This window comes from Enterobacter cloacae complex sp. S3 (assembly GCF_014930495.1).
Classification (GTDB): domain Bacteria; phylum Pseudomonadota; class Gammaproteobacteria; order Enterobacterales; family Enterobacteriaceae; genus Enterobacter; species Enterobacter asburiae_B.
In genome coordinates this window covers 66772-87506 of sequence record NZ_JADBRD010000018.1, presented here as the reverse complement: position 1 = coordinate 87506, position 20735 = coordinate 66772, and the positions used below count along the sequence as shown (strand labels likewise).

The 20735-nt window shown below is 60.3% G+C and carries 13 protein-coding genes; 10 read left to right on the top strand and 3 right to left on the bottom strand.

Annotated elements, in window-relative coordinates; translation table 11 throughout:
- Nucleotides 1–10: 10 nt before the first annotated feature.
- Genes nirB through IM317_RS10540 form a run of 3 tightly spaced genes read left to right on the top strand, consistent with a single transcriptional unit; the run spans nucleotide 11 to nucleotide 7973 of the window.
- Nucleotides 11–3997, top strand: coding sequence for a nitrite reductase large subunit NirB (gene nirB / locus IM317_RS10550; RefSeq protein WP_072196632.1), 3987 nt, complete (start codon nucleotides 11–13; stop codon nucleotides 3995–3997).
- Nucleotides 3994–6519, top strand: coding sequence for a nitrate reductase (locus IM317_RS10545; protein ID WP_033145768.1), 2526 nt, complete (start codon nucleotides 3994–3996; stop codon nucleotides 6517–6519). Before nirB ends, IM317_RS10545 begins: the two co-directional genes overlap by 4 nt.
- 47 nt (nucleotides 6520–6566) lie before the next feature.
- A complete protein-coding gene (locus tag IM317_RS10540) occupies nucleotides 6567–7973 on the top strand; it encodes a YchO/YchP family invasin (protein ID WP_033145767.1) in 1407 nt (468 codons plus the stop codon).
- Between the two features lie 3 nt (nucleotides 7974–7976).
- On the opposite strand, the gene narL is transcribed toward IM317_RS10540, so the two are convergent.
- Nucleotides 7977–8627, bottom strand: a complete 651-nt coding sequence (narL, locus tag IM317_RS10535) for a two-component system response regulator NarL (RefSeq protein WP_008499531.1) — start codon at nucleotides 8625–8627, stop codon at nucleotides 7977–7979.
- Complete coding sequence (gene narX / locus IM317_RS10530; RefSeq protein WP_033145766.1) at nucleotides 8620–10416, bottom strand: nitrate/nitrite two-component system sensor histidine kinase NarX; 1797 nt, start codon at nucleotides 10414–10416, stop codon at nucleotides 8620–8622. Before narX ends, narL begins: the two co-directional genes overlap by 8 nt.
- A gap of 309 nt (nucleotides 10417–10725) precedes the next feature.
- Here narX and IM317_RS10525 point away from each other — a divergent pair, with 309 nt between their 5' ends.
- The 5 genes from IM317_RS10525 to narI all read left to right on the top strand — a co-directional run bounded on the left by IM317_RS10525 (nucleotide 10726) and on the right by narI (nucleotide 19163).
- On the top strand, nucleotides 10726–12123 hold the full coding sequence (locus IM317_RS10525; RefSeq protein WP_033145765.1) for a NarK family nitrate/nitrite MFS transporter: 1398 nt from the start codon (nucleotides 10726–10728) through the stop codon (nucleotides 12121–12123).
- Between the two features lie 380 nt (nucleotides 12124–12503).
- The gene (locus IM317_RS10520; RefSeq protein WP_033145764.1) at nucleotides 12504–16247 is read left to right on the top strand and encodes a nitrate reductase subunit alpha; all 3744 of its coding nucleotides are present in this window, start codon (nucleotides 12504–12506) and stop codon (nucleotides 16245–16247) included.
- Nucleotides 16244–17779: a nitrate reductase subunit beta gene (narH, locus tag IM317_RS10515; RefSeq protein WP_023312109.1), complete on the top strand. Its 1536-nt coding sequence runs from the start codon at nucleotides 16244–16246 to the stop codon at nucleotides 17777–17779. The genes IM317_RS10520 and narH overlap by 4 nt, the downstream gene beginning before the upstream one ends.
- On the top strand, nucleotides 17776–18486 hold the full coding sequence (narJ, locus tag IM317_RS10510) for a nitrate reductase molybdenum cofactor assembly chaperone (protein WP_033145763.1): 711 nt from the start codon (nucleotides 17776–17778) through the stop codon (nucleotides 18484–18486). The genes narH and narJ overlap by 4 nt, the downstream gene beginning before the upstream one ends.
- Entirely contained in the window at nucleotides 18486–19163 is a 678-nt protein-coding gene (narI, locus tag IM317_RS10505) for a respiratory nitrate reductase subunit gamma (RefSeq protein WP_023312107.1), read from the top strand. The genes narJ and narI overlap by 1 nt, the downstream gene beginning before the upstream one ends.
- Here narI and IM317_RS10500 read toward each other — a convergent pair.
- Nucleotides 19160–20056: a DMT family transporter gene (locus tag IM317_RS10500; protein ID WP_033145762.1), complete on the bottom strand. Its 897-nt coding sequence runs from the start codon at nucleotides 20054–20056 to the stop codon at nucleotides 19160–19162. The genes narI and IM317_RS10500 overlap by 4 nt on opposite strands.
- A gap of 108 nt (nucleotides 20057–20164) precedes the next feature.
- Here IM317_RS10500 and IM317_RS10495 point away from each other — a divergent pair, with 108 nt between their 5' ends.
- Nucleotides 20165–20608 carry an Lrp/AsnC family transcriptional regulator gene (locus IM317_RS10495; RefSeq protein WP_033146544.1) on the top strand — a complete coding sequence of 148 codons (444 nt, stop codon included), beginning with the start codon at nucleotides 20165–20167 and terminating at the stop codon, nucleotides 20606–20608.
- Nucleotides 20551–20735, top strand: a 185-nt coding sequence (locus IM317_RS23935; protein WP_227010893.1) for a hypothetical protein, incomplete at its 3' end; no start/stop codon positions are given. The genes IM317_RS10495 and IM317_RS23935, both read left to right, overlap by 58 nt.

Sequence of the window (20735 nt, the reverse complement as noted above, 5' to 3'; positions counted from 1 at the left end):
GGGGGCTTTGATGCGACTGGTCATTATCGGAAATGGCATGGCGGCCACGCGGCTGATTGCCGCGCTCACCGGGCGTGCTGCCGGTCGTTTCGCTATCACCGTCATCGGTGACGAGCCGGAGCATGCCTATAACCGCATCCAGCTTTCGCCGGTCCTGGGCGGTGAAAAGCAGGCTGCAGACATCTGTCTGCAGGATGACGACTGGTACCAGTCGCGCGGCGTGACGGTGCTGCGGGGTGAAAAGGCGATCGCCGTGAACGTGGACGCGCGGGAAGTGCAAACCACCGCCCGCACGCTGGGCTGGGACGCGCTGGTGTTTGCCACCGGATCAACGCCCTTTATTCCGCCAATCCCCGGCTGCGATGCGCCGCATGTGTTCACGTTCCGCACCCTGGAGGATACCCGTGCCATTCGGACGATCGCCGGTCCGGCGGTGGTGCTGGGCGGCGGCGTGCTCGGGGTTGAGACGGCGGCAGCGCTGGCGCGCTCAGGTGACAACGTCACGTTGGTTCATCGCGGTCCGTGGCTGATGGAGCAGCAGCTGGATCGGCAGGCGGGAATGCTGCTGGAAGAGACGCTGGCGGCGCGGGGCGTGCGCTGTGAGCTCGCCTCGGGCATCGCAGCGGTGAGCGGGAATAGCGTGACGCTGCTCAACGGGCGCCGCGTCGTCGCCGCTCGCGTGGTGCTGGCGACCGGCGTGCAGCCCAGCGTCGCGCTGGCGCAGGCCAGCGGCATTCGCTGCGCGCGCGGCATCGTGGTGGATCACCAGATGCAAACCTCCGAACCGAACGTCTACGCCATCGGCGAGTGCTGCGAAATTGACGGGAAGACGTTTGGCCTGGTCGCCCCCTGCCTGGCGCAGGCGGAAATCCTGGCCGCGCGGCTGGCCGGGGACGCTACCGCGCCGTTTACCCTGACCGACAGCGGGATGCGCCTCAAGGTGACGGGCGTGGAGCTGTTCAGCCTCGGCCGTGCGGCGGAGCAGGAGGGCGACGTGGTCTGGAGCGCATGGGATCCGCTGACCCGTCACTATCGTCGTTTATTGATCCATCAGGGGGCGCTGGCTGGCGCGCTGCTGATGGGCGACTGCCGCAGCGCGGCAACGTTTACCGATTTACTGGCAACGGCTGCGCCCGCCCACGCGGACTGGCTGTTCGATCGTTTCACTACGCAACCGCAGGTTGCAGGACAGAATGCTATGACAAAACCTACTCTGGTGGTGGTTGGGCACGGTATGGTCGGCCATCATTTCCTCGAAGACTGCGTTAAGCGCAATCTGCATCAGCAGTATCAGATCGTCGTCTTTGGCGAGGAGCGCTATGCCGCCTACGACCGCGTGCATTTGTCGGAATATTTTGGCGGCCGCAGCGCGGCGTCGCTCTCGCTGGTGGAGGGGGATTTCTTTGCCGACAGCGGCATTGAGCTGCGCCTGTCGCAGCAGATCGTCGGCATCGACCGCGACGCGCGCGTGGTGCGTACCGCCAGCGGGCATGAGACCCACTGGGACAAGCTGGTGCTGGCGACCGGCTCATACCCGTTCGTTCCGCCCGTGCCGGGCAACGATTTGCCGGGCTGTTTTGTCTACCGCACCCTTGACGACCTGGACAACATTGCTGCACATGCGGCTGGCTCGCACCGCGGCGTGGTGATTGGCGGCGGCCTGCTCGGACTGGAGGCGGCGAATGCCCTGAAGCAGCTCGGGCTGGAAACCCATGTGGTGGAGTTTGCGCCCAACCTGATGGCGGTCCAGCTCGACAACGACGGCGCGGCGATGCTGCGCAAGAAAATCGAGGCGCTGGGCGTCGGCGTTCACACCAGTAAAGCCACGACGGAGATCGCCACCGCGGACGGCGGGCTGGTGCTGCGCTTTGCCGATGGCGAACAGCTGGAAACGGACATGGTGGTCTTTTCGGCGGGCATCCGTCCGCAGGACGCGCTGGCGCGCAGCAGCGGGCTGGCTATCGGCGAACGCGGCGGGATCTGCATTGACGACGGCTGCCAGACCTCCGATCCGGACGTGCTGGCCATCGGCGAATGCGCCCTGTGGGAGGGGAAAATCTTCGGTCTGGTCGCGCCCGGCTATCAGATGGCGCGCGTGGCCGCCGCCGCGCTGACGGGAGAGGATAAAACCTTCACCGGCGCGGATATGAGCACTAAGCTCAAGCTGCTCGGCGTGGACGTGGCCTCGTTCGGCGACGCCCACGGGCGCACCCCGGGGGCGCTGAGCTACCAGTGGACGCACGGCCCGCAGCAAATCTACAAGAAAATCGTGGTCAGCCACGACGGCAAAACGCTGCTCGGCGGCGTGCTGGTGGGCGATGCCAGCGAATACGCCACGCTGGTGCAGATGATGCTTAACGGCATCAGCCTGCCGAAAGAGCCGGAAACGCTCATTTTACCCGCGTCGTCAGGCAGCGCGCCAAAAGCGCTCGGCGTGGCGGCGCTGCCGGAAAGCGCGCAGATCTGTTCGTGTCATAACGTCAGTAAAGGCGATATTTGCCGGGCGGTGAGCGCGGGCGCGGCGGATATCGGCGCCGTTAAGCAGTGCACCAAAGCGGCGACCGGCTGCGGCGGATGTAGTGCACTGGTGAAGCAGGTGATGGAGTTCCAGCTGGCGGAGCAGGGCGTGGAGGTGAAAAAGGACATCTGCGAGCACTTCCCGTACTCGCGCCAGGAGATTTACCACCTCGTGCGCGTCAACCATATCCGCACCTTTGACCAGCTTATCAGCCGCTACGGACAGGGGCACGGATGCGAGATCTGCAAGCCGCTGGTGGGATCGGTGCTCGCCTCCTGCTGGAACGAGTATCTGCTGAAACCGGCGCACCTGCCGCTGCAGGATACCAACGACCGCTACTTCGCCAACATCCAGAAGGACGGCACATACTCCATCGTGCCGCGCATGCCCGCAGGGGAAGTGACTGCCGACGGGCTTATTGCCATCGGGCAGATTGCGAAACGCTACAGCCTGTACAGCAAAATTACCGGCGGACAGCGTATCGATCTTTTCGGCGCCACTCTGGAACAGCTGCCGGCGATCTGGCAGGCGCTGGTGGAGGCTGGGTTTGAAACCGGACACGCCTACGGTAAATCCCTGCGCACGGTGAAATCCTGCGTCGGCTCGACCTGGTGCCGCTACGGCGTGCAGGACTCCACCGGCCTCGCGGTCCGGCTGGAGCACCGCTACAAGGGCCTGCGCGCGCCGCACAAAATCAAAATGGCGGTCTCAGGCTGCACCCGCGAGTGCGCGGAGGCGCAGAGCAAAGACGTAGGGGTGATTGCCACCGATAAGGGCTGGAACCTCTATCTGTGCGGCAACGGCGGGATGAAGCCACGCCACGCGGATCTCTTCGCCAGCGATCTGGACGACGAAACGTTAATTCGCACCATCGACCGTTTCCTGATGTTTTACATCCGCACGGCGGATCGCCTGCAGCGTACCAGCACCTGGATGGACAACCTGGAAGGCGGCCTCGACTATCTGCGGGAGGTGATCCTCAACGACAGCCTCGGCATCGCCCACGAGCTGGAGCAGGAGATGGCCCGGGTGGTGGAAACCTACCAGTGCGAATGGCAAACCACGCTCAGCGATCCCAGCCGCCTGGCGCTGTTCCGCACGACGGTGAACGAGACCGCGCCGGATGAAAGCAAGCGCTGGCAGGAAATTTGCGGCATCGACGATATCCCCGAGCAGGCGGGCATCGGCGCGCGGCTTGGACGTAAGCCGATTGCGCTCTTCCGCTTTGGTAAAACCGTTTACGCCCTCGACGATCGGGAGCCGGGCGGCGATGCGAACGTGCTTTCACGCGGCATTCTTGGCGATGCGGCGGGCGAGCCGGTGGTGATATCACCGCTCTACAAGCAGCGCATTCGCCTGCGCGACGGCTGTCAGGTAGAGAACGGCGAACCCGCGGTGCGCGCGTGGCCAGTGAAGATTGAAAACGGCAAGGTGTGGGTTGGTAGCGACGCCCTGGTAATGCGTGCGGAGGCCTCATGACGGAAACCCGAACAACGTGCCCCTACTGCGGGGTGGGCTGCGGCGTGGTCGCCCGCGCGGAAGGTGAAGCGGTCAGCGTTCATGGGGATAAAACCCATCCTGCGAACCTGGGGCGCCTGTGCGTGAAAGGATCGGCTCTGGGGGAAACGACGGGCTTACAGGGGCGGCTTTTGCGCCCGGTCGTTGACGGCCTTGAGGTGGACTGGGCGCAGGCGCTGAGCGCGGCAGGAGAGCGCCTGCGGGAGATTATCGATAAATGGGGGCCGCAGGCGGTGGCGTTTTACGCCTCCGGCCAGCTGTTGACCGAGGATTACTATGCCGCCAACAAGCTGATGAAAGGATTTATCGGCGCGGCAAACATCGATACCAACTCCCGGCTCTGCATGTCCTCGGCTGTGGTGGGCTACAAGCGCGCCTTTGGCGAAGACGTGGTGCCGTGCGGCTACGAGGATGTGGAAAACAGCGATCTGGTGGTGCTGGCTGGCTCGAACGCGGCCTGGACGCATCCGGTGCTCTACCAGCGGCTGGTGCAGGCGAAGCACGACAACCCGCAGATGAAGGTGGTGGTTATCGATCCCCGCAGAACCGCCACCTGTGATATTGCCGATCTGCATCTGGCGCTCGCCCCCGGCAGCGACGCCGGGCTGTTTGTCGGTCTGCTTAATGTGATTCAGGGAACGGATGAGTGGCCCGTTGAGCGCGTGGCGGCGTTTTGCGGCCTCTCGCCGCAGGATATAGGCACCTTTTACGACTGGTTTATGACGGCGCCCCGGGCCATCACGCTCTACACCATGGGGATCAACCAGTCCGCCAGCGGCAGCGACAAGTGTAACGCCATCATTAACGTTCATCTTGCCAGCGGGAAGTTCAACCGTCCGGGCTGCGGCCCGTTTTCGCTGACCGGACAGCCAAACGCGATGGGGGGAAGGGAAGTGGGCGGGCTGGCTAACCAGCTGGCGGCGCACATGAACTTTGAGCCGGACGATCTCTCGCGGGTGGCGCGTTTCTGGGGAACGGAACGGCTGGCGCAAACCCCGGGCCTGATGGCGGTGGAGCTGTTTGACGCCATTGCCCGCGGCGAGGTGAAGGCGGTGTGGATCATGGGCACTAACCCCGCCGTGTCGCTTCCGGACAGCCACGCGGTGTGTCAGGCGCTGGCGAACTGCCCGCTGGTGATGATCTCTGAGGTGATGAAGGATACCGATACCAGCCGGTTCGCCCATATCCGTTTTCCGGCGCTGGGCTGGGGGGAGAAGGACGGGACGGTGACAAACTCGGAACGCCGCATTTCGCGCCAGCGCGCGTTTCTGCCCGCGCCGGGCGAGGCGAAGCCGGACTGGTGGATCGTCGCGCAGATGGCGAAACGGCTGGGCTACGGCGAGGCCTTTGCCTGGCAACATCCGCAAGAGATTTTTTGCGAACATGCGGCGCTGACGGCCTTTGAAAATGACGGCGCGCGGGCATTGAGTCTTCATGAACTGGCTGCGCTAACCCGCGAGGAGTGGGATCAGCTTGAGCCTTATCAGTGGCCGACGGGGAGTTTTCCGCGCCGAAACATCGTTCCCGTTAACCCTCTGTCGCACGGCGCGACGGTCAGCGCGTTATACCCGCTGATTCTCAACTCGGGGCGCATCCGCGATCAGTGGCATACCATGACCCGAACGGGATACGTGGCGAGGCTGATGCAGCATATCGCCGAACCGTTTGTTGAGGTTAGCCCGGCAGACGCCGTTCGGTTTTCCCTGTGCGACGGCCAGCTGGCGCGCATCAGCTCGCCGCGCGGCGTGATGGTGGCAAGAGTGCGAATCAGCGACGGGATACGGGAAGGCGAGGCGTTTGCCCCGATGCACTGGAACGCCGGGTTTGCCCGCCAGGGAAAGGTGAATGCGCTGGTGGAAGGGCGCTGCGATCCGGTTTCGGGCCAGCCGGAGAGTAAACAAACCGCCGTCAGGATCCTGCCCTGGCAGCCCGCCTGGCAGGGGGAACTCTATGCCCGGGAATGGCCGGAAATGCCCTCTTCGGCTTACTGGTGGCGTAAAGCCTCACGCCTGACGGTGGCGGGCGATCAACCGCTGCTGCCGTGGGTAATGGAATACGCCAGCGCTCGTGGCTGGCAGCTGCAGGTTGCGCAAACCGGTGAACGCAGCAGCGTGCTGGCCTGGCATGAAGGCCAGCTGATGCTGGGCTTCTGGGAGGGCACCGCGTTACCGGCGCTGGCGCATGCGGTGATTGAAGCCGCTTTTCAATCCCCACCCGTGCTTCTCGCAGAACGCCACGCCTTGTTGAACGGACAGAGCGTCGGGAAGGCGGCGGATCCGGGACGCATCATCTGCAGCTGTTTCAGCGTCGGGGAGAATGCGATACGGGAGGCGATCGTCGGCGGGTGTGATTCCGTCACCGCGCTGGGGGCGACGCTGCGCTGTGGTACGAACTGTGGCTCCTGCGTGCCGGAGCTGAAAGGGCTGTTTCAGGATAATCCTGAAATGTCCGCCAGAACTGCATTTCAAGGCTTATCGCGTTAACATAATAGGAGTTTATTCATAAACACAGGTTCTTATTTACGACGTTGATGGCTGTATCGTCCCGCATTCGTTTGCTGTTATTACTCTCCCTTGTTACGGTCGGAGCCGTTCACGGTGCGCCGAATTCCTTTATCCAGCAGGCGCAAAATCCCTTTGATAATAATGGGGATAGTTTGCCCGACCTCGGCATGGCGGCGCCAACGGGCGAGGGGGAAAAACACCTGGCCGAAATGGCGAAAGCCTTCGGTGAAGCCAGCATGACCGACAACGGCCTGACAACGGGCGAGCAGGCGCGTCAGTTTGCGTTTGGCCAGGTGCGCGACGCGGTGAGCGGCGAAGTGAACCAGCAGATTGAGTCCTGGCTTTCGCCCTGGGGGAACGCCAGCGTGAACCTACTGGTGGATAACGATGGCAAATTTAACGGCAGCAGCGGGAGCTGGTTTATCCCCTGGAACGATAACAACCGTTACCTGAGCTGGAGCCAGCTTGGCCTGACCCAGCAGGCGGATGGCCTGGTCAGTAACGCCGGAATAGGCCAGCGCTGGGTCGCCGGGAAATGGCTGCTGGGTTACAACACATTTTACGATAACCTGCTGGACGAAAACCTGCAGCGTGCCGGGCTGGGCGCGGAAGCGTGGGGGGAAAATCTGCGTCTGTCAGCCAACTATTATCAGCCCTTTGCTGGCTGGCGCGATCGCTCTGACGTCCAGGAGCAGCGCATGGCGCGCGGCTATGACGTCACCGCTAAAGCCTGGCTGCCGTGGTTCCATCATCTGAATACCAGCGTGAGCTTCGAGCAATACTTCGGCGATAACGTCGATCTCTTCAACAGCGGAACGGGCTATCACAATCCGGTGGCGGTGAATCTGGGGCTTAACTATACCCCCGTGCCGCTGGTCACCCTGACCGCCGCGCACAAGCAGGGCGAAAGTGGCGCGAGCCAGAATAACCTCGGGCTGAAGCTCAACTATCGCTTTGGCGTGCCGCTGGTGAAGCAGCTTTCCGCCGGTGAAGTCGCCGCCACGCGCTCCCTGCGCGGAAGCCGCTACGACTCGCCGGAGCGCAATAGCCTGCCGGTGATGGAGTTCCGCCAACGTAAAACGCTGTCCGTCTGGCTGGCGACGCCGCCGTGGGATCTGAAAGGGGGCGAGACCGTTATGCTGAAGCTTCAGGTTCGCAGCGCGCACGGCATTCGTGAGATCCACTGGCAGGGGGATACGCAGGCGCTGAGCCTGACGTCGCCGGCCAAAAGCAACAGCAGCGACGGCTGGAGTGTAATTATGCCTGCCTGGGATGACAGTGAAGGGGCGACAAACCGCTGGCACCTGTCGGCGGTGGTGGAAGATGAGAAAGGCCAGCGCGTCTCGTCCAATGAGATCGTGCTGACCGTCGTGCAGCCGCTGGTCGCATTGCCCGACAACGACCCGCGCTGGAAGCTTCTGCCGGAGGAGTAATCCTTAAAAAATGCGTTCCTGATGCACCCACACCGCGGCTTCAACGCGGGATTTTAGCTTCATTTTCTTCAGCATATGCTTCACGTGCACTTTGACCGTGCTTTCGGTGATGTCCAGGCGGCGGGCGATCATTTTGTTCGGCAGCCCCTGGGCAATGAGTTTGAGAATATCGCGCTCGCGCGGGGTTAACTGGCTGACGTCGCGGTCAGAGGTGGCGCGATTGGCGCGCAGGCTGGCGGCCAGCACTGGCGTTAAGGCTTCGCTGAGAACCATCTCGCCCGCCGCGGCCTGCTGCAGCGCCTTAAGCAAGTCTTCCGGCTCCATATCCTTGAGCAGATAACCATCCGCCCCGCGCTTCAGCGCCGTGACCACATCCTCTTCATGGTTCGACACGCTAAAGACGACGATGCGCCCGGAAAGCGATTTTTCCCGCAGCTTGTCGAGAGTTTCCAGACCGTTCATGCCGGGCATATTCAGATCCAGCAGGATCAGATCGGGATCGAGGGATTCGGCAAGCTCAATGCCCTGTTCACCGTTGCTGGCTTCGCCAACCACGGTGATATCGGGCGCCATGCTGACCAGCTGTTTCACGCCAGTACGCAGCATCGGATGGTCGTCGATCAACAGGATGGATGCCGGTTCCTGATTAGTCATGGGTTTCTCCTTGAGCAGTTGTAAGCGGTTTTTCGGGAATAAAGGTGACGACAACTTCCGTGCCACCCGTCTCTCTCCGGCGAACCTGGCAATCACCGCGCAGGCTTTGGGCGCGGTCTCGCATAATAATTAAACCATAGTGGTTAGTGCGTTCGGCATTTTCCGGCACGCCGCGGCCGTTGTCGTGAACCGTGAGCTTCACCTGATTGCTGTGCTGGCTGACGGTGACCGTTACCGCCGTCGCCCCGGAATGTTTAAGCACGTTGCTCAGCGCTTCACGGGCGATCTGCAGTACATGTATGGCCTGGTGGGAGGGGACAAACCGCGGCGGCAGCTGGTAGTCCAGCTTCACCGGGAACCCCAGCCGGGCGCTAAATTCGTGACAGCTGGCCTCCAGCGCCGGACGCAGGCCCGGCTCGGTCAGCTGCAGACGGAAGGTGGTCAGCAGCTCGCGAAGCTGTATCCAGGAGGTGTTCAGCTCGTTGCGGATCTGGCTGAGCAGCTGCTTGTTGCTTTCGGGCATCTCCGCATCCTGCATCTGCAGGCAGCTCACCTGCATTTTCATACAGGAGAGCGACTGGGCGATAGAGTCGTGAAGCTCGCGGGCGATGGTCGCGCGCTCTTCCATGACGATCAGCTGCTGCTGCTTTTCCTGATGCCTGTCGAGCGCCAGCGTGGCCGTTAGCTGTTCGACCAGCGTATCGACCAGCTGCTGCTGGTCGTGGCTCAGGTGACGCCCGGCTGGCAGCGTTGCCAGCAGAATACCGTACTGGGTGTGGCTGTCGGTCAGGCGCCACTTCAGGGTGGTGCCGCCGGACGTCAGCGGCGGCAGGCCGCGAGGGCAAAGATGGCAGCCTTTGTCATCGCAGGACATATCCGACTGACAGGTAAATTCCTGATGGTTATCTTCGTCTTCCACGTCGTAGACCCGCAGCTCAAGGTCGTGAAGCAGGGTCAGATTTTGCAGGCCGTTCAGCACCGGAGAGAGGCGTTCGCATAGCGGCACCTGCATGTGCAGACGACGGTTGGCCTGCCACAGGAAGGAGAGGATCTCGTTTTTCTGCTCCAAGCCGGCCGTTTTTTCCTGAACGCGCTGTTCAAGCACCGCGTAGCTCTCGGAGAGCTCTGCAGACATGGTGTTGAGCGCCTGGCCGAGCATGGCCATCTCGTTGCGCCCGCTGATGTGCGTGCGCTGGGTAAAATCGCGTGCGGTCACCGCGCGGGCCATTGCCAGCAGCTGTTTCCACGGGTTCAGCAGCCGCGCACGAAGCCAGACGATGGTGAAGATCAGCAGCAGCCCCATAAACAGCGCCATGGCGCGGTGCACCATCACCACCCGATCGATGCGGAGTTCGGTGGTTTGGTCGAAAGAGGAGACCAGCGCATCGATGCGTGAGACGAACCCCGCCACGTCCTGCGCAACGGTTTCGGTGCTGCGCGCCTGTTTCAGCCCGGGCTCCAGCTGGGTGTGCCAGTAGCCCTGAAGGGCTTTAAGCTGATATTGCTGACCGGCGCGGATGGCGGCGTTTTCCAGTTCGGGGCTGAAGACCGTGCGCTCCATTTCATCAATCAGGGGCCGATCGTCCTGCGTCAGGGGAACCGACGCCAGCAGGCGATAACTCTGCATGCGTAGCGAGCCTGCCTCGTTGATGGCATGCGCATTACCCTGTACTCCCTGTACCAGCCAGCCGGAGATCGCCATGCCGGTCACGCCGATGGCGGTGGACAGCAAAACGATAAGGGCTAGCTGATTCACGAGCGTCAGCGGAGATAAACATCTTTTTAACATAGAGGTGGTGTGCTCCTGACGTGGCCTGCTTGCAGGAATGGCGCTATTCTGGTGCATACCCTGGAGTATACCCATACCAATAAAGGATTACCCCTAAATTGCCAACGGAGTAGGGGGAAGGAGGTGGGGGTAGCCAGGAACCGTCAGTGCCGTGAAAAACCACGTCTTTTTTACCGAATTAGCCTACTCACTAAGGGTGAGGCCTTATTTTACGCCGCAAATCCTCCCACTTTTCCTTTGATTTATATCAACTTACCGCCGCCCTAAAACCCTAATGTTTGCAGCATCATTCGAGAATCAGAGGTGTCTATGAGTCACTCATCCGCTCCCGAAAGGGAAAATGGTGCCGTTATTACAGACTGGCGTCCAGAGGATCCGGCGTTCTGGCAACAGCGCGGCCATCGTGTAGCCAGCCGGAATCTGTGGATTTCCGTGCCGTGTTTGTTATTAGCGTTTTGCGTATGGATGTTGTTTAGCGCGGTGGCGGTCAACCTGCCCAAAGTCGGGTTTACGTTTACGACCGATCAGCTGTTCATGCTGACCGCGCTGCCGTCGCTGTCAGGCGCGCTGCTGCGTGTGCCTTACGCGTTTATGGTGCCGGTGTTTGGCGGTCGTCGCTGGACGGCGTTCAGTACGGGCATCATGATCGTCCCCTGCGTCTGGCTCGGCTTCGCGGTGCAGGATACCTCTACGCCGTTCAGCGTGTTCGTGATTATTTCCCTGCTGTGCGGTTTTGCGGGTGCGAACTTCGCCTCCAGCATGGCGAACATCAGCTTCTTCTTCCCGAAAGCGAAGCAGGGCGGTGCGCTGGGCATTAACGGCGGCCTGGGGAATATGGGCGTCAGCGTGATGCAGCTGATTGCCCCGCTGGCGATCTCTGTTTCTATTTTCGCGGCCTTTGGCGGCGGTGGCGTTGAGCAGGCGGATGGTTCTTCCCTCTATCTGCAGAACGCCGCGTGGATCTGGGTACCTTTCCTGGTGGTCTTCACCCTCGCAGCCTGGTTCTTTATGAATGACCTGTCCGCGTCGAAGGCGTCGCTGAGCGAACAGCTGCCGGTGCTGAAGCGTGGACACCTCTGGGTGATGGCGCTGCTGTATCTGGCCACCTTCGGTTCGTTTATCGGCTTCTCTGCGGGCTTCGCGATGCTGTCGAAAACGCAGTTCCCGGAGATTCAGATCCTGCACTTTGCTTTCTTCGGACCGTTTATCGGTGCCCTGGCGCGTTCGCTGGGCGGCATGGTCTCTGACCGTCTCGGCGGTACCCGCGTGACGCTGGTGAACTTCGTCGTGATGGCGGTCTTCTGCGCGCTGCTGTTCCTGACGCTGCCCGTCGACGGGCAGGGCGGTAACTTCATCGCCTTCTTCGGCGTGTTTATGGTGCTGTTCCTGACTGCCGGGCTGGGGAGCGCGTCTACCTTCCAGATGATCTCCGTGATCTTCCGTAAGCTGACGATGGATCGCGTGAAGGCGCAGGGCGGGAGCGAAGAGCAGGCCATGCGCGAAGCGGCGACGGATACGGCCGCGGCGCTGGGCTTTATCTCTGCCATCGGCGCGATTGGCGGCTTCTTTATCCCGAAAGCGTTCGGTATCTCTCTGGACCTGACCGGCTCTCCGGCCGGTGCCATGAAAGTCTTTCTCGTCTTCTATATCGCCTGCGTTGTGATTACGTGGCTGGTATATGGCCGAAATACCAAGAAAAATAAGTAAGTGTGATTATCCGTTTACGCGGCCTTCGGGTCGCGTTTTTTTTGCCAGCATAATAGTTACAACATACTTACGGCTTTTACGGCAGACGCCTGCGGTGACACTGTGATCGCCATCGCTTTGCAGGTGGCTCTACCCCTTAATACCTGAGATGTTAAATTTTGACTGGCTTTTTGTACGATAAAATAAAAATAACTCTATATTTCATGATGATATGAAATTTTTGAAGATACCGCTTTGGTGGTATTTGGTGTAACCCCTCGCCTGAAAGTCCCTCCTCGTCTTGATCGTTATCAATTCTCCCCCTCTTTCAGGGCGTTACCTTCGCTGCAAATCAGCAATGTCGATTTAGAGAGCCACAGGCTCCACACAGGAGATACCCGATGAGCAAATTTTTGGACCGGTTTCGCTACTTCAAACAGAAGGGTGAAACTTTTGCCGATGGGCACGGCCAGGTTCTGGATACCAACCGGGACTGGGAAGACGGTTACCGCCAGCGCTGGCAGCATGACAAAGTCGTCCGTTCGACCCACGGCGTGAACTGTACCGGTTCATGCAGCTGGAAGATTTTCGTTAAAAACGGTCTGGTGACCTGGGAAATGCAGCAGACCGACTATCCGCGCACCCGCCCGGATATGCCAAACCACGAACCGCGCGGCTGCCCGCGCGGTGCCAGCTACTCCTGGTATCTCTACAGCGCCAACCGTCTGAAATACCCGCTGATGCGCAAGCGCCTGATGAAAATGTGGCGTGAGGCGAAAGTACAGCACAGCGATCCGGTGGATGCCTGGGCGTCCATCATCGAAGACGCTGACAAAGCAAAAAGCTTCAAGCAGGCTCGCGGTCGCGGCGGTTTCGTTCGCTCCTCATGGAAAGAGGTAAACGAGCTGATTGCCGCCTCCAACGTCTACACCGTTAAAACCTACGGTCCTGACCGCGTGGCGGGCTTCTCGCCTATCCCGGCGATGTCGATGGTCTCTTACGCCTCCGGGGCGCGCTATCTGTCGCTGATCGGCGGTACCTGCCTGAGCTTCTACGACTGGTACTGCGACCTGCCGCCTGCGTCTCCGCAGACCTGGGGCGAGCAGACCGACGTGCCGGAGTCCGCGGACTGGTACAACTCCAGCTATATCATCGCCTGGGGCTCTAACGTTCCTCAGACCCGTACGCCTGACGCGCACTTCTTTACCGAAGTCCGTTACAAAGGCACCAAAACCGTGGCGGTCACCCCTGACTACGCGGAAATCGCCAAGCTTTGCGATCTGTGGCTGGCGCCGAAACAGGGTACCGACGCCGCGATGGCGATGGCGATGGGCCACGTCATGCTGCGTGAATTCCATCTTGATAAGCCAAGCCAGTACTTCACCGACTACGTTCGCCGCTACACCGACATGCCGATGCTGGTCATGCTGGAAGAGCGTGAGGGCTACTATGCCGCGGGCCGCACGCTGCGCGCAGCCGATCTGGTGGATTCGCTGGGCCAGGAAAACAACCCTGAGTGGAAAACCGTTGCGTATAACAGCAACGGCGAGCTGGTGGCGCCAAACGGCTCTATCGGCTTCCGCTGGGGCGAGAAGGGCAAGTGGAACCTTGAGCAACGCAACGGTACGACCGGTGAAGAGACGGAGCTGCGCCTGAGCATGCTGGGCAGCCAGGACGAGATCGCTGAAGTCGGGTTCCCGTACTTCGGCGGTGAAGGTTCAGAGCACTTCAACAAGGTTGAACTGAAAAACGTTCTGATGCACAAACTGCCGGTTAAGCGCCTGCAGCTGGCCGACGGCTCTACCGCGCTGGTCACCACCGTTTATGACCTGACCATGGCGAACTACGGTCTGGAGCGCGGTCTGGGCGATGAAAACTGCGCAACCGGCTATGACGACGTGAAGGCCTACACCCCGGCCTGGGCGGAACAGATTACCGGCGTGCCTCGCGCGCACATTACCCGTATCGCACGTGAGTTTGCAGAAAACGCGGACAAAACGCACGGCCGTTCGATGATCATCGTCGGCGCGGGTCTGAACCACTGGTATCACCTCGATATGAACTATCGCGGTCTGATCAACATGCTGATCTTCTGCGGCTGCGTCGGTCAGAGCGGCGGCGGCTGGGCGCACTACGTGGGCCAGGAAAAACTGCGTCCGCAGACCGGCTGGCAGCCGCTGGCGTTTGCCCTCGACTGGCAGCGTCCGGCACGCCATATGAATAGCACCTCCTACTTCTATAACCACTCCAGCCAGTGGCGCTACGAAACGGTCACCGCGCAGGAGCTGCTGTCGCCGATGGCGGATAAATCCCGCTACAGCGGCCACCTGATTGACTTCAACGTGCGCGCAGAGCGCATGGGCTGGCTGCCGTCGGCGCCGCAGCTGGGCACTAACCCGCTGCGCATTGCGGAAGCGGCGAAGCAGGCGGGCATGTCACCAGTGGATTACACCGTGAAATCCCTGAAGGATGGCTCAATCCGCTTCGCGGCAGAACAGCCGGAGAACGGTAAAAACCATCCGCGTAACCTGTTCATCTGGCGCTCCAACCTGCTGGGCTCGTCCGGTAAAGGCCACGAGTACATGCTGAAATACCTGCTCGGTACCGAAAACGGTATCCAGGGGAAAGATCTCGGCAAGCAGGGCGGCGTGAAGCCGGAAGAGGTGGAGTGGAAAGATAACGGCCTCGACGGCAAGCTGGATCTGGTGGTGACGCTCGACTTCCGTCTGTCCAGCACCTGCCTGTACTCCGATATCGTGCTGCCAACCGCGACCTGGTACGAAAAAGACGACATGAATACCTCGGATATGCATCCGTTTATTCATCCGCTGTCTGCTGCCGTTGACCCGGCGTGGGAATCGAAAAGCGACTGGGATATCTACAAGGACATCGCGAAGAAATTCTCCGAAGTCTGCGTTGGGCACCTCGGCAAAGAGACCGACGTGGTGACGCTGCCAATCCAGCACGACTCCGCCGCCGAACTGGCGCAGCCGCTGGGCGTGAAGGACTGGAAAAAAGGCGAATGCGACCTGATCCCGGGCGTAACCGCGCCGCACATTATTCCGGTTGAGCGCGACTATCCGGCAACCTACGAGCGCTTTACCTCTATCGGCCCGCTGATGGAGAAAATCGGTAACGGCGGGAAGGGGATCGCCTGGAATACCCAGAGCGAAATGGATCTGCTGCGCAAGCTCAACTACACCAAAGCGGACGGTCCGGCGAAAGGCCAGCCAATGCTGAACACGGCGATTGATGCGGCAGAGATGATCCTGACCCTGGCCCCGGAAACCAACGGCCACGTTGCCGTGAAAGCCTGGGCGGCGCTGAGCGAGTTTACCGGCCGTGACCACACGCATCTGGCGACGAATAAAGAGGAAGAGAAAATCCGCTTCCGCGATATTCAGGCGCAGCCGCGCAAGATTATCTCCAGCCCGACCTGGTCTGGCCTGGAGGATGAGCACGTGTCCTATAACGCGGGCTACACCAACGTTCACGAGCTGATCCCATGGCGCACCCTGTCAGGCCGTCAGTCGCTGTATCAGGATCACCAGTGGATGCGCGACTTCGGTGAAAGCCTGCTGGTCTACCGTCCGCCAATCGACACCCGCTCCGTGAAAGCGGTGATGGGCGCGAAATCGAACGGTAACCCAGAGAAGGCGCTGAACTTCCTGACGCCACACCAGAAGTGGGGCATTCACTCCACCTACAGCGACAACCTCCTGATGCTGACCCTGTCTCGCGGCGGTCCGATTGTCTGGATGAGCGAAACGGACGCCAAAGATCTGGGTATCGAAGATAACGACTGGATCGAAGTGTTCAACAGCAACGGTGCCCTGACGGCGCGTGCGGTGGTGAGCCAGCGCGTACCGGCCGGGATGACCATGATGTACCACGCGCAGGAACGTATCGTTAACCTGCCGGGGTCAGAAATTACCGAGCAGCGCGGCGGGATCCACAACTCCGTGACCCGTATTACGCCGAAGCCGACCCACATGATCGGTGGCTATGCGCAGCTGGCCTACGGCTTTAACTACTACGGCACCGTAGGATCGAACCGCGATGAGTTCGTGGTGGTACGTAAGATGAAGAATATTAACTGGTTAGACGGCGAAGGTAATGACCAGGTACAGGAGAGCGTAAAATGAAAATTCGTTCACAAGTCGGCATGGTGCTGAATCTGGATAAATGCATCGGCTGTCATACCTGCTCGGTCACCTGTAAAAACGTCTGGACCAGCCGTGAAGGTATGGAGTACGCCTGGTTCAACAACGTGGAAAGCAAGCCGGGCACCGGCTTCCCGACCGACTGGGAAAACCAGGAGAAGTGGAAGGGCGGCTGGATCCGTAAAATCAACGGCAAGCTGCAGCCGCGCATGGGTAACCGCGCGATGCTGCTGGGTAAAATCTTCGCTAACCCGCACCTGCCGGGCATCGACGATTACTACGAGCCGTTTGACTACGACTACCAGAACCTGCACAACGCGCCGGAAAGCAAGCACCAGCCGATCGCCCGTCCGCGCTCGCTGATCACCGGTCAGCGCATGGACAAGATCACCAGCGGTCCAAACTGGGAGGAGATTCTGGGCGGCGAGTTCGAGAAGCGCGCCAAAGACCAGAACTTCGAGAACATGCAGAAGGCGATGTACGGCCAGTTCGAAAATACCTTCATGATGTATCTGCCGCGCCTGTGCGAGCACTGCCTCAACCCGGCGTGCGTGGCGACCTGCCCGAGCGGCGCTATCTACAAGCGTGAAGAAGATGGCATCGTGCTGATCGACCAGGACAAGTGCCGCGGCTGGCGTATGTGCATCACCGGCTGCCCGTACAAAAAAATCTACTTCAACTGGAAGAGCGGTAAATCTGAGAAGTGCATCTTCTGCTATCCGCGTATCGAAGCCGGAATGCCGACCGTCTGCTCAGAAAGCTGCGTAGGCCGTATTCGCTACCTCGGCGTGCTGCTGTATGACGCGGACGCGATTGAAAATGCCGCGAGCACCGAGCACGAGAAAGATCTGTATCAGCGTCAGCTGGACGTCTTCCTCGATCCGAACGATCCGAAGGTGATTGAGCAGGCGCTGAAGGACGGCGTGCCGCAGAGCGTGATTGACGCGGCGCAGCAGTCACCGGTGTACAAAATGGCAATGGACTGGAAGCTCGCGCTGCCGCTGCACCCGGAATACCGCACCCTGCCGATGGTCTGGTACGTGCCGCCGCTGTCGCCGATTCAGTCCGCGGCTGACGCGGGCGAACTGGGCAGTAACGGCATCCTGCCGGACGTAGAAAGCCTGCGTATTCCGGTTCAGTACCTGGCGAACCTGTTGACCGCCGGGGATACCCAGCCGGTTCTGCTCGCGCTGAAGCGTATGCTGGCGATGCGTCACTTCAAACGCGCGGAAACCGTAGACGGCGTGACCGATACCCGCGCGCTGGAAGAGGTCGGTCTGACCGAAGCGCAGGCGCAGGAGATGTACCGCTATCTGGCGATTGCCAACTACGAAGACCGTTTCGTGGTGCCGAGCAGCCACCGCGAGCTGGCCCGTGAAGCCTTCCCGGAAAAAAATGGCTGTGGCTTTACCTTTGGCGACGGTTGCCACGGGTCAGACAGCAAATTCAACCTGTTCAACAGCCGCCGCATCGATGCCATGGATGTGACCAGCAAAACGGAGCCGCACCAATGATTGAACTCGTCATTGTTTCGCGTCTGCTCGAGTACCCGGATGCTGCGCTTGCGCAGCATCAGCAGGAACTCTTTGATGCACTCGCGTCATCTGAAAACCTGGATAAAGACGATGCCCAGACGCTGGGTGTTTTCCTCCGCGATCTGCTGGCGCGCGACCTTCTGGATGCCCAGTCGGACTACAGCCAGCTGTTTGACCGGGGGCGTGCGACCTCGCTGCTGCTGTTTGAACACGTTCACGGTGAGTCCCGTGACCGCGGGCAGGCGATGGTCGACCTGATGGCCCAGTACGAACAGCACGGCCTGCAGCTCGACAGCCGCGAACTGCCGGATCATCTGCCGCTGTATCTGGAGTACCTGGCGCAGCTGCCGAAAGAAGAGGCGCTGGGCGGTCTGCAGGACATCGCGCCGATCCTGGCGCTGCTCGGCGCGCGTCTTCAGCAGCGCGAGAGCCGCTATGCTGTGCTGTTCGATCTGCTGGTGAAGCTGGCCAACGCCGCGGTCGACAGTGAAAAAGTGGCGGAGAAAATCGCGGATGAAGCCCGCGACGATACCCCACAGGCGCTGGATGCGGTCTGGGAAGAAGAGCAGGTGAAATTCTTTGCTGACCAGAACTGCGGCGAGTCTGAAATCTCCGCTCACCAGCGTCGCTTTGCCGGCGCGGTTGCCCCGCAATATTTGAATATCTCTAACGGAGGACGGCACTAATGCACTTCCTGAATATGTTCTTCTTCGACATTTACCCGTATATCGCGGGCACCGTGTTCCTGGTGGGAAGCTGGCTGCGTTACGACTACGGCCAGTACACCTGGCGTGCGGCCTCCAGCCAGATGCTGGATCGTAAAGGGATGCATGTGGGCTCTAACCTGTTCCACATCGGTATTCTGGGGATTTTTGCCGGTCACTTCCTGGGGATGCTGACGCCGCACTGGATGTATGAAGCGTGGCTACCGATCGAGGTGAAGCAGAAGATGGCGATGATCGCCGGCGGTGCCTGCGGCGTGATGACTCTGGTGGGGGGCCTGCTGCTGCTGAAACGTCGTCTGTTCAGCCCGCGCGTGCGTGCGACCACGACCGCAGCGGATATTCTGATCCTCTCCCTGCTGATGGTGCAGTGCGCGCTGGGCTTGCTGACCATTCCGTTCTCGGCGCAGCATATGGACGGGAGCGAAATGATGAAGCTCGTCGGCTGGGCGCAGTCCGTGGTGACCTTCCACGGCGGAGCCTCCGCGCACCTGGACGGCGTAGCGTTTATCTTCCGCGTTCACCTGGTGCTGGGGATGACGCTGTTTGTGCTGTTCCCGTTCTCACGTCTGGTGCATATCTGGAGCGCGCCGGTGGAGTACCTGACGCGCAAATACCAGATTGTGCGCGCCCGTCGCTAATTCGCCGTTTTGATACCAACCCCGCACTCGCGGGGTTTTTTTTCGCCCCAGCCCAGATTATTGCCCGCGGCAGCAAACAGGATCAGCGCGCCGCCCGCCAGCTGCGTCAGGTTCAGCGAGTGTCCGAACACCAGATTATCGACAACGATCGCCACCACCGGATAGATAAACGACAGGGAGCCGGTAATGGGCGTAGGCAGCTTCTGGATCGCGCTGTAGAGCAGCTGGTACATAATGCCTGTATGGACGATGCCCAGCGTCAGCAGGATCGGCCAGGGAAAATCACCGGAAAATGACGGCATGTTGGCAAACGGTAAAAGCATCACGACGCCCGTCAGCACCTGGATAAAGGCAATATGCTGCGGCGCAACGGATCTGAGCTTGCGGGCAATAATGGCCGTGACCGCATAGAAGAAAGCCGCGGCCATCGCCAGGCCGATTCCGGCGAGCCATTCACCGCCGTGCGCGCCGGTCAGCTCGCTGGAGAGCAAGATCACCACGCCGCCGAAGGCGAGGAACAGCCAGCCCCATTTCACCAGGCTAACGCGTTCACCTAAAAACATCCCCATTAAGACCAGCATAAACGGCTGGGTGTTATAGACCACGGTAGAAAGACCAATCCAGATCCGCTCATAGGCCGCGAAGAGCAGCAGCCAGTTCACCACGAGCGCTACGCCGCCGAGAATGGCCAGCAGCAGCGTGGTGCGGGTGAGGGGGCTGAAGGGCTTTTGACTTGCCCGGATAAAAATAAAAAGCGCTATTGCCCCGATAAGACAGCGCCAGAACACCACTTCCGTCACCGGCAGACCGCTGAGTAAAACAAACGCACCGATAGAGCCGGAAATTAACATCGCCAGGCTCATTTGCCAGACGCCTTTATGGAAATCACGCATCATCCACCTCCTGATTGTATGACGCTATTGTCGAAAATCGCTGTCGGGTTTTACAGGGATGAGATAAGGTGAAATGCAGTGATGACTTTTTAAAATTAGGTGAAAACGATGGAATACCTTCTCGATGATATCGACCGTCAAATTTTAGCCTGTCTGGTCGAGGATGCGCGCATGTCTTTGAAGGTGCTCAGCGGACGCATCGGTCTGACTTCCCCCAGCACGGCAGAACGCCTGAAGAGGCTGGAAGAGCGCGGTGTGATTCAGGGGTATGGCGCACGGGTGAATCTGGCGGCGCTGGGGTATACGCTGCAGGCGCTGGTGCGCGTGCGGCCTTTGCCGGGGCTGTTGCATAAGGTTGATAAATACATTCAGGCGATGCCGGAGTGTATCGAGAGCGACAAAGTCACCGGGGAAGATTGCTTTGTGATTAGGCTGGTGGTGCGATCGATAGAGCAGCTGGATGAGTTGCTGGACGGCCTGGCGGAGCATGCCCAGTGCAATACGTCGATTGTGAAGAGTTCGCCGGTGAAGCGTCGTTTGCCGCCGATGTAGGCTTCTGGCTTCTGTCGCCAGGTGGCGGCTGCGCCTGCGAAGGTTTCCCCGTTACGGAAATGCATGATGCCTGGTGCAAAAAGGAAGTTTGGAGTTATTTGAAAGTGATGGTGGTGGGGGAAGGATT

What these genes read in the sequence shown, in the direction of transcription:
- narX (WP_033145766.1), bottom strand. Translation starts at nt 10,416, where the DNA reads ATGTTAAAAAGATGTTTATCTCCGCTGACGCTCGTGAATCAGCTAGCC.
- IM317_RS10500 (WP_033145762.1), bottom strand. Translation starts at nt 20,056, where the DNA reads ATGCGTGATTTCCATAAAGGCGTCTGGCAAATGAGCCTGGCGATGTTA.
- narI (WP_023312107.1), top strand. Translation starts at nt 18,486, where the DNA reads ATGCACTTCCTGAATATGTTCTTCTTCGACATTTACCCGTATATCGCG.
- IM317_RS10525 (WP_033145765.1), top strand. Translation starts at nt 10,726, where the DNA reads ATGAGTCACTCATCCGCTCCCGAAAGGGAAAATGGTGCCGTTATTACA.
- narL (WP_008499531.1), bottom strand. Translation starts at nt 8,627, where the DNA reads ATGACTAATCAGGAACCGGCATCCATCCTGTTGATCGACGACCATCCG.
- IM317_RS10495 (WP_033146544.1), top strand. Translation starts at nt 20,165, where the DNA reads ATGGAATACCTTCTCGATGATATCGACCGTCAAATTTTAGCCTGTCTG.
- narH (WP_023312109.1), top strand. Translation starts at nt 16,244, where the DNA reads ATGAAAATTCGTTCACAAGTCGGCATGGTGCTGAATCTGGATAAATGC.
- IM317_RS10545 (WP_033145768.1), top strand. Translation starts at nt 3,994, where the DNA reads ATGACGGAAACCCGAACAACGTGCCCCTACTGCGGGGTGGGCTGCGGC.
- nirB (WP_072196632.1), top strand. Translation starts at nt 11, where the DNA reads ATGCGACTGGTCATTATCGGAAATGGCATGGCGGCCACGCGGCTGATT.
- IM317_RS10520 (WP_033145764.1), top strand. Translation starts at nt 12,504, where the DNA reads ATGAGCAAATTTTTGGACCGGTTTCGCTACTTCAAACAGAAGGGTGAA.
- narJ (WP_033145763.1), top strand. Translation starts at nt 17,776, where the DNA reads ATGATTGAACTCGTCATTGTTTCGCGTCTGCTCGAGTACCCGGATGCT.
- IM317_RS10540 (WP_033145767.1), top strand. Translation starts at nt 6,567, where the DNA reads ATGGCTGTATCGTCCCGCATTCGTTTGCTGTTATTACTCTCCCTTGTT.